This window comes from Butyrivibrio sp. DSM 10294 (genome assembly GCF_028539135.1).
Lineage (GTDB): Bacteria > Bacillota > Clostridia > Lachnospirales > Lachnospiraceae > Butyrivibrio.
In genome coordinates, this window is sequence record NZ_JANSWL010000037.1 from 51488 (window position 1) to 68428 (window position 16941).

Annotated in this window: 15 protein-coding genes; 10 read left to right on the top strand and 5 right to left on the bottom strand. The window is 42.7% G+C overall.

The window, feature by feature from the left end:
• Positions 1-44 precede the first annotated feature (44 nt).
• Complete coding sequence (pta, locus tag NXH67_RS01985) at positions 45-1028, bottom strand: phosphate acetyltransferase (RefSeq protein WP_022778359.1); 984 nt, start codon at positions 1026-1028, stop codon at positions 45-47.
• Between the two features lie 255 nt (positions 1029-1283).
• Here pta and NXH67_RS01990 point away from each other — a divergent pair, with 255 nt between their 5' ends.
• Positions 1284-1520, top strand: coding sequence for a hypothetical protein (locus NXH67_RS01990; RefSeq protein ID WP_022778360.1), 237 nt, complete (start codon positions 1284-1286; stop codon positions 1518-1520).
• Between the two features lie 87 nt (positions 1521-1607).
• Here the strand turns inward: NXH67_RS01990 and NXH67_RS01995 are convergent, their stop codons facing one another.
• Positions 1608-2213 carry a YgjV family protein gene (locus tag NXH67_RS01995; protein WP_022778361.1) on the bottom strand — a complete coding sequence of 202 codons (606 nt, stop codon included), beginning with the start codon at positions 2211-2213 and terminating at the stop codon, positions 1608-1610.
• Between the two features lie 360 nt (positions 2214-2573).
• On the opposite strand from NXH67_RS01995, the gene NXH67_RS02000 reads away from it, so the two are divergent.
• Positions 2574-4106, top strand: a complete 1533-nt coding sequence (locus tag NXH67_RS02000; protein ID WP_272796194.1) for a flotillin family protein — start codon at positions 2574-2576, stop codon at positions 4104-4106.
• 70 nt (positions 4107-4176) lie between these two features.
• On the opposite strand, the gene NXH67_RS02005 is transcribed toward NXH67_RS02000, so the two are convergent.
• Both NXH67_RS02005 and NXH67_RS02010 read right to left on the bottom strand, forming a co-directional pair.
• A complete protein-coding gene (locus NXH67_RS02005; protein ID WP_022778363.1) occupies positions 4177-4968 on the bottom strand; it encodes a class B sortase in 792 nt (263 codons plus the stop codon).
• 110 nt (positions 4969-5078) lie between these two features.
• Positions 5079-5459: a DUF805 domain-containing protein gene (locus tag NXH67_RS02010; RefSeq protein ID WP_022778364.1), complete on the bottom strand. Its 381-nt coding sequence runs from the start codon at positions 5457-5459 to the stop codon at positions 5079-5081.
• A gap of 358 nt (positions 5460-5817) precedes the next feature.
• On the opposite strand from NXH67_RS02010, the gene NXH67_RS02015 reads away from it, so the two are divergent.
• The 4 genes from NXH67_RS02015 to NXH67_RS02030 all read left to right on the top strand — a co-directional run bounded on the left by NXH67_RS02015 (position 5818) and on the right by NXH67_RS02030 (position 12945).
• Complete coding sequence (locus NXH67_RS02015) at positions 5818-6129, top strand: PilZ domain-containing protein (RefSeq protein ID WP_022778365.1); 312 nt, start codon at positions 5818-5820, stop codon at positions 6127-6129.
• A 42-nt stretch (positions 6130-6171) separates the two neighbouring features.
• A complete protein-coding gene (locus tag NXH67_RS02020; protein WP_272796196.1) occupies positions 6172-8820 on the top strand; it encodes a hypothetical protein in 2649 nt (882 codons plus the stop codon).
• A gap of 88 nt (positions 8821-8908) precedes the next feature.
• Positions 8909-10111, top strand: a complete 1203-nt coding sequence (locus tag NXH67_RS02025) for a hypothetical protein (protein ID WP_272796197.1) — start codon at positions 8909-8911, stop codon at positions 10109-10111.
• Between the two features lie 71 nt (positions 10112-10182).
• On the top strand, positions 10183-12945 hold the full coding sequence (locus tag NXH67_RS02030) for an InlB B-repeat-containing protein (protein WP_272796198.1): 2763 nt from the start codon (positions 10183-10185) through the stop codon (positions 12943-12945).
• Between the two features lies 1 nt (position 12946).
• Here the strand turns inward: NXH67_RS02030 and NXH67_RS02035 are convergent, their stop codons facing one another.
• Positions 12947-13711: a hypothetical protein gene (locus tag NXH67_RS02035; protein WP_272796199.1), complete on the bottom strand. Its 765-nt coding sequence runs from the start codon at positions 13709-13711 to the stop codon at positions 12947-12949.
• Positions 13712-13840: 129 nt separating this feature from the next.
• On the opposite strand from NXH67_RS02035, the gene NXH67_RS02040 reads away from it, so the two are divergent.
• The 4 genes from NXH67_RS02040 to NXH67_RS02055 all read left to right on the top strand — a co-directional run bounded on the left by NXH67_RS02040 (position 13841) and on the right by NXH67_RS02055 (position 16936).
• The gene (locus tag NXH67_RS02040) at positions 13841-13972 is read left to right on the top strand and encodes a hypothetical protein (RefSeq protein ID WP_022778371.1); all 132 of its coding nucleotides are present in this window, start codon (positions 13841-13843) and stop codon (positions 13970-13972) included.
• Between the two features lie 92 nt (positions 13973-14064).
• The gene (locus tag NXH67_RS02045; protein WP_022778372.1) at positions 14065-14274 is read left to right on the top strand and encodes a hypothetical protein; all 210 of its coding nucleotides are present in this window, start codon (positions 14065-14067) and stop codon (positions 14272-14274) included.
• A 3-nt stretch (positions 14275-14277) separates the two neighbouring features.
• Positions 14278-14763: an RNA polymerase sigma factor gene (locus NXH67_RS02050; protein ID WP_272796200.1), complete on the top strand. Its 486-nt coding sequence runs from the start codon at positions 14278-14280 to the stop codon at positions 14761-14763.
• Between the two features lie 10 nt (positions 14764-14773).
• On the top strand, positions 14774-16936 hold the full coding sequence (locus tag NXH67_RS02055; protein ID WP_272796201.1) for an NHLP family bacteriocin export ABC transporter peptidase/permease/ATPase subunit: 2163 nt from the start codon (positions 14774-14776) through the stop codon (positions 16934-16936).
• Positions 16937-16941 lie beyond the last annotated feature (5 nt).

Here is a 16941-nt window from a genome sequence, read left to right on the forward strand (position 1 = left end):
GCGATAGCCTTTCTAATATTCAAAATTCAAACTGATATCTGTAATTATGCAAGAGAAGCAGTGATAATAGACATTGAATATACTTCAAGTGCGTTACATCCACGGGAAAGGTCATTGATAGGAGCGTTAAGTCCAAGAAGGATAGGACCGTATGCTTCGAAGTTACCCATTCTCTGAGCAATCTTGTAGCCAAGGTTTCCTGCGTTGATGTCAGGGAAAATGAAGGTGTTGGCATGACCTGCAACAGGTGAACCGGGAGCCTTCTGCTTAGCAACTCTGGGAGCTACTGCAGCGTCAAACTGAAGCTCTCCGTCGATCGGAACGTCAGGATACTTTTCCTGAGCCTTCTTGGTTGCGTTCTGCATCTTTGTTACTGAATCATCCTTAGCTGATCCCTTTGTTGAGAATGAAAGGAAAGCAACCTTAGGGTCTACGCCGAATCTCTTAGCGCAGTTAACGGTCTCGCCGCAGATCTCAACAAGCTCGTCCTCATTGGGATTGATGTTGATACCGCAGTCAGCCATAGCGATAACCTCGTTTTCCCCTGTTGCTGAAGGACGAACAAGGATAAAGCATGAAGATACGATGCTGTTCTCAGGCTTAGTCTTGATGATCTGAAGAGCAGGACGAACTGTATCAGCTGTAGAATAGGTTGCACCACCAAGGAGGCAGTCACCGTAGCCCATCTTAACCAGCATTGTTCCGAAATAGTTGGTCTGCTTAAGAATAGGAATAGCCTTCTCAGGAGTCATTCCCTTGCTCTTTCTGAGCTCGCAGAACTGCTCAACCATTTCATCGAACTTATCATAGTTCTCAGGATCGATAATCTGTGCGCCTCTGATATTGTAGCCAGCGCTCTCGGCTGCCTTGTTGATCTCATCTTCGTTTCCGAGAAGAATTGGCTTTAAGAAATTTCCTGCAAGAAGACGTGAAGCAGCTTCAAGAATTCTTGGGTCTGAGCCTTCGGGAAATACTATAGTCTTAGGATCGTTTTTAAGTCTCTGAATCATGTCACCAAATCCGTACATTTATTTATCCTCCTTAATAATTACAGGTTTTAGTAGCAATTTTGTACAATGTAAGCGCATACATTTCATGCGCAATAGGGATTATAGACCAATAAAAAGCATAAAAAATTGATTTGACTCAAGTTTAATGTAAAAATCACTTAAATTTTATCAGAAAGATTGATATTATTTTAACTAATTTGTTTTTGACATTTACAATATTCTTATATTAGAATGTATCACAAATTTATACATTAAAAGTGAGGTTACAGAATTATGAATATGAATCCAATGCTGCTTATGCAGTTTCAGCAGAGATTAAGCCTGTTTCAGCAGGATCATCCCAAGGTAATGCCTTTTTTCCAGGCCGTAGGTAATAACGCCGTTCAGGAAGGAACCGTTTTTGCCATTAAGGTCACAACTCCCGACGGCAAGACCCTGGAATCCAATATCAAGCTTACTGCTAACGACATCGAGACAATCAATATGATGAAGAATGCCAAAAGTCAGTGATTTAGAGGGAAGGATAACGAGTGATATCGCTTATGCCTTCCCTTTTGTTTTTGCTTATACTGTTATTCTGTTCTATAGATCTCTTGTTCAAAATGTTTTCTCGTAATAATTTCCTTTATTTACGAAACCGGTCTTTGCGAGATATTCCTTATGATTTTTGTCGGATCCCCTGTAGATTACTGACTTTATGCCCTTGGAAGGGAGCTTGGAAAAAAGGAATTTGCCGATGGAGAAATCTCTGTACTCAGGAGTTGAATAATCAAGTAAGAGATCCAGCACACCATCCTTCAGGTTTCCTATAATAATGCCGGCGGGAGTACCTTTGTGGCACACTACATAACCGGTGTTGGCATTCGAAAAATCCATAGATATACCGGGAAAACATTTCTCAATATCGTCTTTGTTGTTCTCAATGGAATATTTAAACAGCTTGTCATCTGCATCTACTTCAATAAAATCATATGTCCTCTCGGTGTTATACATTTTAACCAGATGATAGATATTAATAAGTATCAGGCAAAGGTTCATTATTGCAGTGGGGTAGGACTTGATTATGAAGGCATAAACTGTAAAAATGATACTTCCTACTGTGTTTACAACTCGCAGCTTCACTACAGATACCATCAGAAATGATATCAAAACCAATGAAGATCCTATGTAACCTACTGCTTCAATTATTGTCTTACTATCCATAAATATTTCCTTTCATTCTTTTATTTAAGCTTCCTTTTTTATTTACTTTTATCAATATAATGTTAACAAATTATCACGTATGGTTCAATTATCCAAAATTGGAAAAATACATTCCTTTAACCCGCCTAACCGGAAATGTATTTCATTAACTGACACTGATATAGTGGATTCATAAGATAAAAGGGAGTAGCAGAACACCGATTATACAAGGTGATCTTGAAAACGTCAACCGGGGAAATCCCCCGTATCAAGTGAGACTGCAAGACTTTTATTGCAACTATTATATTTGCGATAACGGTCTTAACAATAAGCAAGACCACGCAAGGGTTCACGGGTACATCCCGAGAAAGAGAGGAAAGTATGTTAAACATCCAAACAATTTCATTATTTGCACTGATCGCAGTGATCATCATGGTCATTGTCGCCGGTTATGTGAAGGCTCCTCCGGACAGAGCGTACATTATATCAGGTATGAGAAAGACACCAAGAATTCTCATCGGACGCGCAGGAGTTAAGATTCCATTCTTTGAAAGAGTCGATAAACTCTATCTTGGACAGATGACAGTTGATATTAAAACAGAACAGTCAGTTCCCACCAATGATTTCATCAATGTAAATGTTGACGCAGTCGCAAAGGTAAGAATCGGAACAAGCCCTGAAGCCATTCAGCTGGCTGCCAAGAACTTCCTTAACAAGGATCCCGATCAGATAACAGAGGACCTTCAGGATTCATTACAGGGTAACATGCGTGAGATCATCGGTACACTTGCTCTTAAGACAATCAATACCGACAGAGACAGCTTCTCAGATCAGGTTATGGAGAAAGCCTCCAAGGATATGAACAAGCTTGGTATCGAGATTCTTTCCTGTAACATCCAGAATGTAACAGATGAGAACGGACTTATAAATGATCTTGGTATGGATAATACCTCTAAGATCAAAAAGGACGCAGCAATTGCTAAGGCACAGGCCGACAGAGACGTAGCAATCGCCAAGGCAGAGGCTGATAAGGCTGCCAACGATGCAAGAGTACTTGCTCAGACAGAGATTGCAGAGAAAAACAACGCACTTGCCATTAAGCAGGCAGAACTTAAGAGAGAAGCTGATACAGCAAGTGCTATGGCTGATGCAGCATATGCAATTCAGCAGCAGGAACAGCAGAAATCAATTGAAACTGCAACAGTAAATGCTCAGATCGCTAAAGCAGAGCGTGAAGCAGAACTGAAACAGAAAGAAGTACTGGTAAAACAGCAGGAACTTGCTGCTGAGATTGAGAAAAAGGCTGATGCTGAGAAGTATCAGGCTGAGAAAAAGGCTGAGGCAGAATTGGTACAGCGCCAGAAAAAAGCAGAGGCTGCAAAGTATGAAACAGAACGTGAGGCTGATGCAAGAAAAGCCCAGGCTGAAGCTGCAAAGTATGCTTTAGAGCAGGAAGCAGCAGGTATCAAGGCTAAGATGGATGCGGAGGCTGCAGGTATTGCCGCTAAGGGTCGCGCCGAAGCGGAAGCAATCAAAGCTAAAGGTTTGGCGGAGGCAGAAGCAATGGAAAAGAAAGCAGAAGCTTATAAGAAGTATAACGGAGCAGCTATGGCTGAGATGATGATCAAGGTAATGCCTCAGATCGCAGCTGAGATTGCAAAACCTCTTTCACAGATTGATAAGATCAATATTTATGAGACCGGCGAAGGCGGCGAGAGCGGTGCTTCAAGGATCTCAGGAAACATGCCAATTGTTATGAAACAGGTTTTTGATACCATGAGCGAGGCAACAGGTGTTGATTTCGCAGAGATCATGAGAGCAAACACTTATGATGCGAAGGTTAACAAGAATGTGAATATCACAGGTGCTGATGTTTCAGTATCAGCTGATCAGAAGGTTCTTGTTGAGGCTTAACAGCCCGGCAACCAAATAATCAGTAAGTAAATCCCCCGGGAGTGTAATTCCCGGGGGATCTTTTGCGTGCTTAATTGCCGGCAGTCTCATAGGAGCCGATCTTAACAGAGTGAATTACGAACCTGCTACCGCTTCCGGATTTGCCTGAACAGGTGGACAATGTAAGAATTCCGGGATAGTCGGCAAAACTAATATCGTCTGGTATTTTATATATAGTCTTGGGTTCTATGAACTTGATGAATTCTTCATAATCTGACTTACTCTCGACTACGGAGTAGGAGCTACTTCCTACAACGGTTTTGTAATATGCAAATATTCTGTACTTATATACGTGATCCTTGGTGTATATATAAATGTATGGATTACTGTCTATTAGATCCTTGTTGTCACTGTTATAGAGCTGTTTGAGCTTACCGAACATGGATCCGTTCTTCATATTATGGCCAAATACTATGTCGTGCATTCCGCAGAAATTCTCATCGCTTAATATATCCTCAAAAATGCAACCTGCCTTGTTATAGGTGCCGTCAAAGGTCTTGTGAAGATATTCATTGACGGTATTTTCTTTGACCACAGGATAGGAAATTTCGAGGGCAGGGAAGTATATCCAGGCCACATAGTCTTTGTTTAAGGAAGAAAGCTGCTGATGGTCAATGGATATGAGCGGGTAGTCCACAACCTCGGCGTCCTCGTCGTTATGAAGTGCTACAGAGGTTGCATTGATCTCGAGCTGAGTATATTCATCCTCTGCCACGGTATATTCTTTTTGATCCAGATAAATGTGGATTCCTTCGTAGATGATCACGCCAATACAGGCTAGAATTACAATGATTCGTATGATATTAAGAACTTTTTTAGTCATAAATTTATCCCCCTGATAATTATTGTAGGATTACTGGGGAATTAGTGCAAGAAAAAACAGCCCGGGCTAAAAAAACCTGAGCTGTTTAAAACGTTAAAATAATGATGAAATTACATCATGGGCTGCTGGAAACCACCGATTCCCTTAGGGTTAGGGCCATACATGTTGTCGCCGGGCTCTGAATCCTTGCAGAACCAAACAAGAAGAATGATTGCGCCTACAAGAGGGATAAGGTTGAAAAGAAGGTACCAGCCTGACTTGCCAATATCGTGAAGTCTACGGATCTCAACTGCAAGTGTAGGGCAGATAAGAGCAAGACCTACGACAGTTCCGACAATTGCAAATACTGAAGATGCCTGTGAAAGTAAGTTGATTACAATTGAGATAATTGCATAGCAAAGTACATAGTACCAATACTCACTGCGGCGTGCTCTTCCTGAGAAGTTAGCGTACTGTGAAAATACAGATTTGATTGCATCTACGAATGACATTTTTTTATCCTCCAATAAACATAAACTTTTTTCAGTGTTAACCACCGGATTGAATCATAGCATATTAATGAAAAAAAATCACTACAAAGATGCAAAATTTGATAAAAAAATCTCAATTAGGGAAATAAAGGTGAGAAACAGCATTCGGTGGCGAATTAGGAATGGTTAAATCGAAATTATAGGGTAATACGATTGAAAATCTATTATATAAGGAAGGATATGTTTAACTAAAAATGAAAACAATAAACATATCATAAATAAAATCATAAAAGACAAAATAACTGTCAAATATGATTAAAGTTATGATGAGCACTGCCGATATAATAGTAGCAAGAAACAAATAATATGAGGTGGGTATATGGAAGAACGTAGAAAAATCAATCGAATTGAATTCAAGGCAGACAGCGTGATAGTAGACAGAGATTCTTTGGAAAAGATCTACGGACAGGTTAAAAATATCAGTCCGCTGGGTATGGCGATCACAGTAAAGGAAGATGCACCTTCAATGATTGGCAAGGACGTGATCATAGTAGCCGAAACTCTTATAATGTACGCCGATGTGGTAAGAGAAGACAAAGAAGAAGACGGAACCAGAACACTTGCCTTTAACGCAAAGAGATTTAGCCAGGATGTTCTTCAGTATCTATTCGAACATATAGCATTGGATTAAAAAGCACTTGTTACTGATAATCGGTTCTTAAAAAGGGGTGATATGATGAGAAAGAATAACTTATTTGAAAAGAAAACAATATCCGCATTAGTAGTTGGAATTTCTGCTATGATGGCTCTTTCAGCACCAATAACAGCATATGCGGAAGGCGAGGAAGCACCTGAGACATCTCCTACAGAGCCGGAAACGCAGCAGAGTGCAGTTGCAGAAGCAGAACCTGTAACAACCGCACCGGCACAGGAACAGGCAGAGGTAGCAAAAGAGGCTATAGAGAATATAATCAGCGAGGTCGCTCCGATCACAACCGAGGAGACCGCAGCCAGTGAAGAAGATGGCGGAGCAGTTGCAGAAGAAGCAGTTGAGGATGTGATTGAAGCAGCGCAGGCCATCGAAGAGGCAGCACAGGAAGCAGTTGCCGACATTCAGAACGCAGAAGAAGACCTCAAAGTAGCAGAAAAAGCAGATGTAGCTGAGCAGGAAGCAGCAAGAGAAGTAGTTCAGATAATCCAGGAAGCAGAGGTCGCTGCCGATGTTGTTGAACAGACAGTAGCGGATGCCAAGACTGAAGCCGAGACAATAAATCAAGCGATTGATCAGGCTGTTGAAGATAAAAACGAAGAGAAGGCAAACGAAGAGCTGCAGAAGCTGGAGACACTTATAGATCAGGCTCAGGAAGTGGTTGAGGAAAGACAGACTGAGCTGGAACAGCTGAATAAAGATTATACAAATGCTAAGGCTGAGCTTAGGAAAGCAGAAAAAGACTATCTTGAAGCACTTGCAGATGCATCCGCAGATTTAAATGAAGCCAAGGCTAAGCTGGAAGAAGCCAAAGTAGAAGCAGATAACCTCAAAGACGCCGTTGAAACAGCTCAGGAAAAGCTGGAAGCTGAATCAGTAGCAGCTCAGGATCTTAAGGACGAGCTTGAAAATAACAGACAGAACTGGGCTAACTGGGATAAGCAGGGTGAACTCCTTAAGGCATATATCTTAGATTATTATATTCCTCAGGTGCTGGGAACAGACGACGAGACCAGCGTTAAGTTTGAAAAGAAGGTTAAGGGCTTCGACAGACAGGATTATACATATTACGAGTTCTCTTATACCGATAAAGACGGAAACAAGGTAACCAAGTATTTCAACCTGGACAGAGTAGACAAGCAGGTTTGTTCAGATCCCTACAACAAGTTAGGCTCAAGCAAAGAGATAGTGATCTTCGAAAAGTCAGAGCTTGAGGTAGGAGCAGATACATATCTCAGACAGCTATATAGCAATGAGACTTGGTATGAAAAGGGAGTCGTAAAAGGTGTAAACAGCGAAGAGCTGAATACTGTCAAAGATAAGATGAGACAGGGAGATTTCAGAGTATACAGCTACGAGAAGGACGGAGTTACTTACTATATCGCACAGGAACAGCTCGATGGTAATAAGCCTGAGACAAGAAAAATTGAAGTGGACCAGGACGGAACCATTAAAGTTGACGGCTGTGTAATAACAGAAGTTATTCAGAACAAGAACAGTAATACTCATGGCAATCCGGCAATAATCGGAAATACCCAGTATATCACCACCGGTGAGGAAGAAACAGATAACGAAGTAGCACAGTTCATCAAGGAAGCAGACAGCTACGTTGAGAAGTACAAAGAGTATTCCGATGCAGTTACCAATGCAGAGGATGCAACGGCTCAGGCAAAAGAAGAAGTTGAAAAGCTTGCGGATGCTATTGAAGATCTTAAGACCCGTGACAATTACGTACTCACCGCTGCTGAAGCACTTGGTGTTACAGATGTAGCCAAGTTCCTGGGAATTGAGGTTCCTGAAGAAGTTGATATGAATTCAATGACCATCGAGGAAGCAATCGGATATCTTGATAAGCTTCTTGATAAGGCCAATGAGAAGATGGAAGATGCCATTCAGGATCTGAGTGCCCTGACCTCCCAGAAGGAAGCAGCTAAGCAGGTAATAAATGATCTTGCTAAGGAAAGTCAGATCAATCCTGCAGTAGTAATAAATGAGATCAACAACCAGATAGAGGACGAACAGAAAGAAACTGAAGAAGATAAGAAGGACGAAGAAAATAAAGAGGAAAAGGACGAAGAAGATACCAGTAAAGAGGAAGAGCTAAAGGAAGAAGAGAAAGAAGAAGTACTTGAGACAGAGGATAAGAAGGATACCTCCAAGAAGAGAACTCCTGCCCCTGCAGCTGAAAATAACGAAGACAGCGCTCCTTCTGACGAAGCATACACACAGTCCGACGCAGTAGCTTTTAATTACGAACCCACTCAGGAGTGGACAATCATATTTAACACCATCGACAATACTGTAATGGATGAGGCAGCAATTCCTCAGCCTACGCAGCCGGTTCTCGGTCCGGTTACAACTAACACCGGATGGACCGAAGGAAGCATCATTGATCTGGTTAACGATATTGCAGAAGAAAAAGAGACTGAGACAGAACTTGAAAGTATCGCAGCACCTTCCATGAAGGTAGCAAATAAGAAGGATAATAACAAAGCGCCTGTTACTATTAGCGAAGAAGCGGTACCTCTTGCAGCAGGCATACCTGTTGAGGCAGAAAAAGACTCACAGATCAGCTGGTGGTGGCTCCTGATCATCGCTGTACTGGGAATTACAGGCGAAGAGATGTACAAAAAGCGCAAAGAAAAAGAACTTGAAGAGAATACCCAAAAGTAAAAATTTATAAAATCTTTAGAAAGCCGGTCTTGAGAATTGGACCGGCTTTCTTTTATGATTAATCTGATAACATGTTGGAGGGGGAAAAATGAGTTATTTAACGTCTAGACACGTCGAAATCGGCGATGTATCTGATTTTCATGAAGTTTACCAGACAATGGACAAATTCATAGCGGACAGCTTTATCAAGAAGAGAGATGCTTTAAGACTACGACTTTTGACCGAAGAGGTACTAAGGCTTGCTAAGTCAATTCTTGTGGAAGAAGCAGTGATTCTGTGGTTGGAGGGGAATTCCAGGGTTGCATATATAAATCTGACTGCAGACAACGATCTTGATGCCAATCAGAGGGCCAAGCTTATATCCATAAGTTCAGCTTCTGAAGGCAGTAAAGTCGGATTTTTTGACAAGCTGTTATCGATGTTTATAGCCAATCCGCCCACTGAAAAGAGGTGGAGTCTCAAGGATTATCAGGAAGAGCTTTTGCAAAAAAGAGCTGATGATAAATATTCCCAGGAGGCATGGGAGGATCTGGAGAGATCTCTTGTCGCCAATCTGGCGGATGATATAGAAATCAGTATTAAATTCGATAAGATTCATATGAAGGTGACTAAGGATTTCTCGGAAGCCTTGTGTACTGTGGGCTCGAGAGTTCCACAGGTTGTTACTGATTATATGTTCATAACAAGTGGCAACATAAATATGGAAAAAGCCGCAGACAGAGCGGAAGAACTTATAGAGGATCTTGGAATCGGCAAAAAAGACGAGCTTCATATGAAGCTGTTATTTGAAGAAACAGTCGGAATGTTACAGGCAATGGTGGGGGAATACCATGTGGCCCTGTACATGGAGCGATACAAGAATGAGGCATGTATCAAGCTTACGGCCAAGACCGAGATGGATGCCGATAAAAAGAAGCACCTGATCGAAGTATCCAAGCGCCATAACAATATGTTTGTGAAGGGATTTATGGATAAGGTCAGAGAGGTAATTGAGAACGGTCTTCTTAATTATGACAATGTAATGAAACTTGAGCAGCAGTATGGCTTTAATATGGTGGACTACGGAAGTATGGGAATCTACAGCCATGTGGAGGGCATGGCGGATTCGGGGGTCATGTGGTCACTGGCTGAGTACAGACAGGCTCTCAAGGATGCGTCAGAGACCAGCGAAGCGGCGGAATATGCCTGGGATGAACTGGAGAAGTCCATAGTTGCCAGCCTAGCCAAGGATGTGCTTGTGGGTGTTAAGGGCAACAGAGTGGACATGACATTGGTTTATGATCTTGAATAATTCTTTTGCCGGCACTTATTTTGCTTCGTATAAAGATATGTAAACATGTTTTTTCAAAAGAGGGGAAAATTATGAAACAGGATATTTTTATCAGGATTTACGCGATCGTACTGACGATAGCGTTATTTGTAACCAGTGCTTCCGCTGTTCAGATTGCAAAGGTTTATGCAGAGGAAGGGGAGGCAGTAGAGTACAGCTCCGAAAATGAAGATTATGAGCCAACGGACGACACTTCGGATACCGGAAGCTGGGAAGAGCCTGAGCAGCAGGAAGAACAGCAGGAAGAACAGCAGCAACCGGAGCAGACATACGATGATGAGCCGGATCCTTTTGACTATGACCTTGCCTGTTATACTCCAAACATAAGTCTGGGAACCTGCTATGAGGGCGAATATGTAGAGACCAAGCAGTTCTCTGTTGTAAATGTGGGACATACCAATTTCCCCATAACCTGGGAGGAAGTGGATCCTTCAACCGCATTTTCTTTATCCATGGTTTCAGAAAAAGAGTATCTTGATCCCGGAGATTCCGCAACTTATCAGGTATATGTAGACAAGAAACTGTCTGCGGGAAAATATAATGCCACTTATACTTTCTTTTCTGCCAATGACTACAGAAGACATCACGTTGCGGTGGTGAAGGTTTCACTGGTGGTAAAGGCTGAGGAGCCCTATGTTTCAAGCATTGAGGTAATTCCCGGTAACGCAACCGTGCCAAGAGGAAAATCCTATAAATTTGATGCCTATGTCACCGGCGGCAGCGGATATGATCCGGGCGTTAGCTGGTCGGTTGCGGCCAATCAGAGCACAGGCACCTACATGAATTCCGACGGAACGCTTAAAGTAGGAGAGAATGAGACAGCATCCTCTTTTGTAGTTATTGCTACATCCAGAGAGGATTCTAGCTATGTCAGCAGAGCAGTTGTTATGGTTGCGAACGTTGACCATGTGGTATCTGTAAAGGCTGAGCCTGCCAAGGGCGGAGCCGTAGCGGGAGGCGGAGCTGTTGTGGACGGCGCAAGTTGCACTGTTTCGGCATCTCCAAATAACAATTATTATTTTGCGGGATGGTATGAGGGTAAGACGCTGATATCTACAGAGAAGCAGACGACTTTTACCAATATCAAAGACGACAAAGTATTTGTAGCCAAATTTGAGAGAGCCACCTGTTATGTCAAAACTTCCGTTAATGATGCGGATGGAGGAACTATCAGTAAGAGCCTCAGCGTAAATTATGGCGGAAATACCACCATCACAGCAAAAGCTAAGAACGGATACAGATTCGAAGGTTTTGTTGAAAACAATAAGACAATAAGTACCGCACAGTCACTGGAGCTTAACAATATCACCACAGATAGGAATATCACAGCGGTATTTAAAAGAGATACATGCATAGTAAGCGTTACGGTTAATCCTCAGGACACCGGTAAATATGAGGGTGCAGGTAAATATAACAAGGGCTCCAAGGTTAATCTCAAGGCAGAGGCATATCAGGGCTATGAGTTTACCGGTTGGACAATTAACGGACAGGTTGTCTGCTATGACAGATCATATACCATCGACAAGATCGAGCATGATGTAAATGTGGTTGCAAACTTTATCAAGAAGGAAGCAGCTACTTATAAAATAACATCAGGTATTTCAAGTGAGGGAGGTGCTATTCTTCCAAGCGGAGATATCATCGTCGCAGAAGGCGGCAGCTCAACCTTTAATATTGCAGCAGCTTCAGACTATAAGATTAAAGCAGTTGTAGTGGATGGCAAGAATATTGGCGCAGTTGCCAGCTATACCTTCAATAATGTAAGAGGTGCCCATTCGATTGTTGCAAGTTTTGAGAAGGTTGCGCCTGCTCCTTCCCAGAAATCAACAGCCACTACCGCAGCTACCGGCAAAAAGGTGGCTGATAACACCAAGACTCAGAAAGCATCCCAGAATGCCAAGAAGACCGAATACAACAAGGATACAGCTACTCAGGGTGCAGTTCCCGAGCAGACAATTGTCGAAGAAGAGACTTTAGAAGAGGTAGAGCTTCTTGAAGAGGAAGAATACGGCGAGGATACTTTCATTGAAGCAGAGGAAGTTCCTCAAGCAGCTGATCCTTATACAGGCGGTGGAATCATGGCAAGGCATAATCTTGATGAAGAAACTCTCAGAATGCTTATCAACGACAACGCCGTGACACCTATGTTAAAAGAAGCATTTGAGGATGGCACACTGCAGATAACCGTTAATAATTCCTATGCAGCAGACACTCAGGAAACAGCTGTAACTACCTACTACAGTCAGCCGACAGCCATCAATTTCGAGGATGTTATAGTTGCTACACTTACGGAAGAAGAGAAATACCAGGTTCTTACCGGAACGCCTATTTCCTTCAACGTGGATATCACTGAGAATACCGATACAATTGACAGCAGGATCAAGGAAGTGATGCAGAAAAAGATTGGATACAAGCCGGTCAGCTATTTTGACTTCCTTGTAATGAAGACCAGCGGCGGAACCAGTACGGTGATCAACAACACCGATGCAGAGCTTGAGGTTGTGATTCCTATACCTGAGCAGTACCGTAAGGCCGGACGCAAGTTCTACGTTATAAGAAATCACAACGGAGTGGTAGATATCCTTCAGGATATCGGAGATGATCCTGACACAGTAAGATTCAGGACCGACAGATTCTCAGAGTATGCAATTGCCTATGAGGCCATTAATGTAAACAAGCTGATATTGAGATTCTTAATAATTGCAAGCATATCACTTGTTCTGGCAATCATTTGCTTCGTAAGCCTTATTAATTACAGAAGAAAGGCAAGAAGAGAAAGAAGGGCAGCAAGGTAACTCACAGGCCCTTATAGCGGTTTGCGAGATAAAAAGAGAAAAGAGCAAGTCCAAGTGTCTCGGTGACGTGATAGATAATGGAGGTCCACACGATTCCTATCTCACGTCCCATAAGGGACACGGTATGCATTCTGAGGAGACCGAAGGCAAGCATAAAAAGAACCAGTGTTGCCAGGCAGAATCCCTTTAAAAATCTGTCATTTAAAAAGATTCCGGTCATAACAACGCCCAAAAGGATTGCTGTCAGGATCTCCAGATATTTGAAACCGTGGGTCATGTTATACAGAAGTACAAAGGTGCCGTCAGAAAGCCCGGTACCGGTGGCAAGTGCATCCATAAGTACTGCAATAAAGCGGCGATACATAATGGAAGTAAAATCGTAAATAAGCTCTGCACCTACGAATATCACGGCCCACAGCTGCAGGAGGCGGCTTATAGAAGACACAGAAAGAGATGCGATGTTTTTCCCGAGGAATTCCTTCTGGAGATCACCCATCTCTTTTTGATCATCTTTGGGAACCAGTTCCATATAGTGATTCAATTTTTTCCAAGAAACAAAAAAGACCGTGGTGGTAACGATTATCTGCAGAACTGAGATGCACATCTGCAGATTCCATGAATAGGTATCCATCATATCCGGGCTGAGGCCGGAGCTTTTTTTGATAATAAATCTGCAAAAACCTTCCAGGGCTGCTGCAACTATTCTGATCACGGCAACCATCATAATGGCGTTGGAAAGTATGTGCTTTTTCATGTTTATGTACATGACTGTCCCCCTAAATGTTTATATTAAAAGAATAGACAAATGTAGAGAATGATTCAAGTTTTTTGCCACAGTGATGTTTATGTTCGTATAAATAAACAGAAGAACATATTAAGCGGAGGTAAAAAAGCTATGAACAACGTTATTGATAAGATCAGAGATTTCTGCATGTATGTGACTTTTACCATCACTATGGCAAGAGATGTGAGAAGACTTCTGAAGGAAGAGCGTATGATGAATGGCAAAATGCTCTACAGACTTTGATTATTATCGCAGAAAAGAATATTATAAGTCGAAATAATGCGTTAATGCGGGTATAATAGTATTGTGGTCACGTGGAAAGGATGTGAACTCTTATGGAAAAGAAACTGTCAAGGCTTATGGATTATCAGAAATATGCGGGGAACAGCAAACTTGCAGCCATCATAGATGAGGTTGAAGAAAGATACCCGGATACTGAGAAGGCTGAGCTGTCGGACGACGAATTGGATATGATCGCCGCAGCCGGAAGGCCTGATCTGGCTAAGCTGTTTCCACCGAATAGGAACAATCAGCAGGAGAAATAATTAATGGGAGAAAAGTTCTCAAAGGAACAGATTTACAGGGACTACAAGGACAAGGTCTTTGGTTACATCAGAAAACATGTGAATTCATTAGCAGATGCAGAGGATCTGTGTGAGGATGTCTTTGTAAAGATTTTTGAGAAAATTGATACCTACGATGAAACGAAATCCGGGCTTTCAACCTGGATTTATTCCGTGACCGGTAATACAGTAATAGATTTTTACAGGACAAATCATATCCACTCCGAAATACCGGAGGATCTGTCCGATGAAAAGAGTACCATCGAGGAGGATTATCTGAATCAGGAGAGCCTTGAGGTGCTGGCGGAGGCTCTGAGGAAGCTTCCAAGGGAACAGATGGATATTATAGTGCTCAGATATTATAAGGGTCTGACGCTTCAGGAAGTGGCTGAGAAAATGTCACTTTCCTATGGTATAACCAAATTAAGACACAGAGAGGCGCTTGGAAGACTACAGAAACTATTGGCATGAGGGGGCTTTGGTGAAGAAAAAAAGCAGGGTCAAGGTTCCGGTAGTGATGCAGATGGAGGCGCTGGAATGCGGAGCTGCTGCACTTGCCATGATATTGGCGTACTACGGCAGGTGGGTTGCGCTGGAACAGCTTCGTATAGATTGCGGAGTATCAAGAGACGGCTCCAATGCGAAAAATATACTGATCGCTGCCAGAAAATATGGGCTTAAGGCCACAGGCTACAGAATTCCGCCTTCTTCCATAAGGGAAGGGGGCTCTTTTCCGTGCATAATACACTGGGAATACAATCATTTCGTAGTGCTGGAGGGATTCAAAGGAGAGAAAGCCTATTTATGCGATCCTGCAAGGGGCAATGTGGTTGTCTCCGCAAAAGAGTTCGAGAAATCCTATACGGGAGTCGCTATGGTATTTGAGCCGACGGAGCAGTTCGAGAAGGGTGGCAAGAGAAAAAGTACCTGGGACTACGCCGGGGAGCGCCTTAAAGGAGCTGCAGGAGCAGTTATTTTTACGACTGTTATGGCAATTCTATCCTATGTCTTTACCATTATTAATCCTCTTATCAGGGAGAATGTTATAGATGAATTCCTGACGGGAAGAAAAAATGAGCATTTTGAAGTTCTGATGATCTTTTTAATACTATTTGCTATTGTTCAAATTGCCGCACAGTGGGTGAATTCGGTCAAATCCCTTAAGATTGACGGCAAGCTTGCGGTTAACGGAAGCACTTCTTTTCTATGGAAGATTCTGATGATGCCAATGGAATTCTTTTCTCAGAGGACTTCGGGAGACCTTCTCATGCGTCTTTCCACCAATGAAGTAATAGCCAAGACAATGGTAAATACGCTGGCTCCGCTGTATCTGAACTGCATTATGATGGTATTTTACCTGATAATCATGGTCAGAAAATCAATGGTTCTGGCGGCTATTGGTATAATAACGGTGGTTATCAATGTGTCGATCACCAGGGCTGTATCTATAAAAAAAGAGAATGTGACAAGGGGAATGCTGGTGGACAAGGGTAAACTTGAAACCGCCACTATTTCCGGAATAAGCATGATCGAGACCATTAAGGGAAGCGGTGCAGAGAACGGTTTTTTCTCCAAATGGTCTGATATTAAGGCTGAATATGATGATAAAGAAGTAGCAGCACTTAGAATAAACGCATATATGGGCGGAATTCCCACATATATCGCTGCGCTGGCCAATCATATGGTGCTGTTTATAGGCGTGTACCTGACTATGAAGGGGGAATTCACAATAGGTATGATCTCTTCGTTTCAGGGTATCATGGGCAACTTTATGGAGCCTGCTCAGACAATAATGAATGCCGGGGCAGATCTTCAGGAGATGCGGGCCAGGATGGAGAGAATAGATGATGTTATGAATTACCCCGATGACGAATGCGCTGTCAGGGAGTTTATAAGTCCGGGGGATAATCATGACAAGCTTTCGGGAAATATCGAGATAAAGAATGTTTCATTCGGTTATTCCAGGCTTTCAGCCCCAATAATAGATGATTTTTCGCTGAAGATCGAGAAGGGGCAGCGGATAGCCATAGTTGGTAGCAGCGGAAGCGGCAAATCGACAATATCCAGGCTTATATCAGGCTTGTATAAGCCCTGGGGCGGCGAAATACTTTTTGACGGGAAAAGGATTGAAGAGATCGACAGGGGGGTATTTACGGGCTCCTTGGCGGTGGTTGATCAGGAGATCACGATTTTTGCCGATACCATCGAGAACAATATTAAAATGTGGGATTCCTCCATCGAAGATTTTGAAGTGATCCTGGCGGCAAGAGATGCCCAGGTTCATGATGACATAATGCAAAAGAGCGGCGGTTATCAGCATGTTCTGACAGAAGGGGGAAAGGACCTGTCGGGAGGACAGAGGCAGAGGCTTGAAATAGCCAGAGTTCTTGCGATGGATCCGTCTGTAATAATCCTGGATGAGGCCACCAGTGCTCTGGATGCCATGACTGAGAAGGATGTGATAGAGGCAATCAAGCAGCGTGGAATAACACTTATTATTATTGCGCATCGCGTATCCACCATAAAAGACTGTGACAATATCATAGTTCTAAACAAAGGTAAAATAACCGAGAGCGGTACCCATGCCGCACTATTGGAACAAGACGGATATTACAAACAACTGGTATCAAGTGAAGGAGCATAGACCGG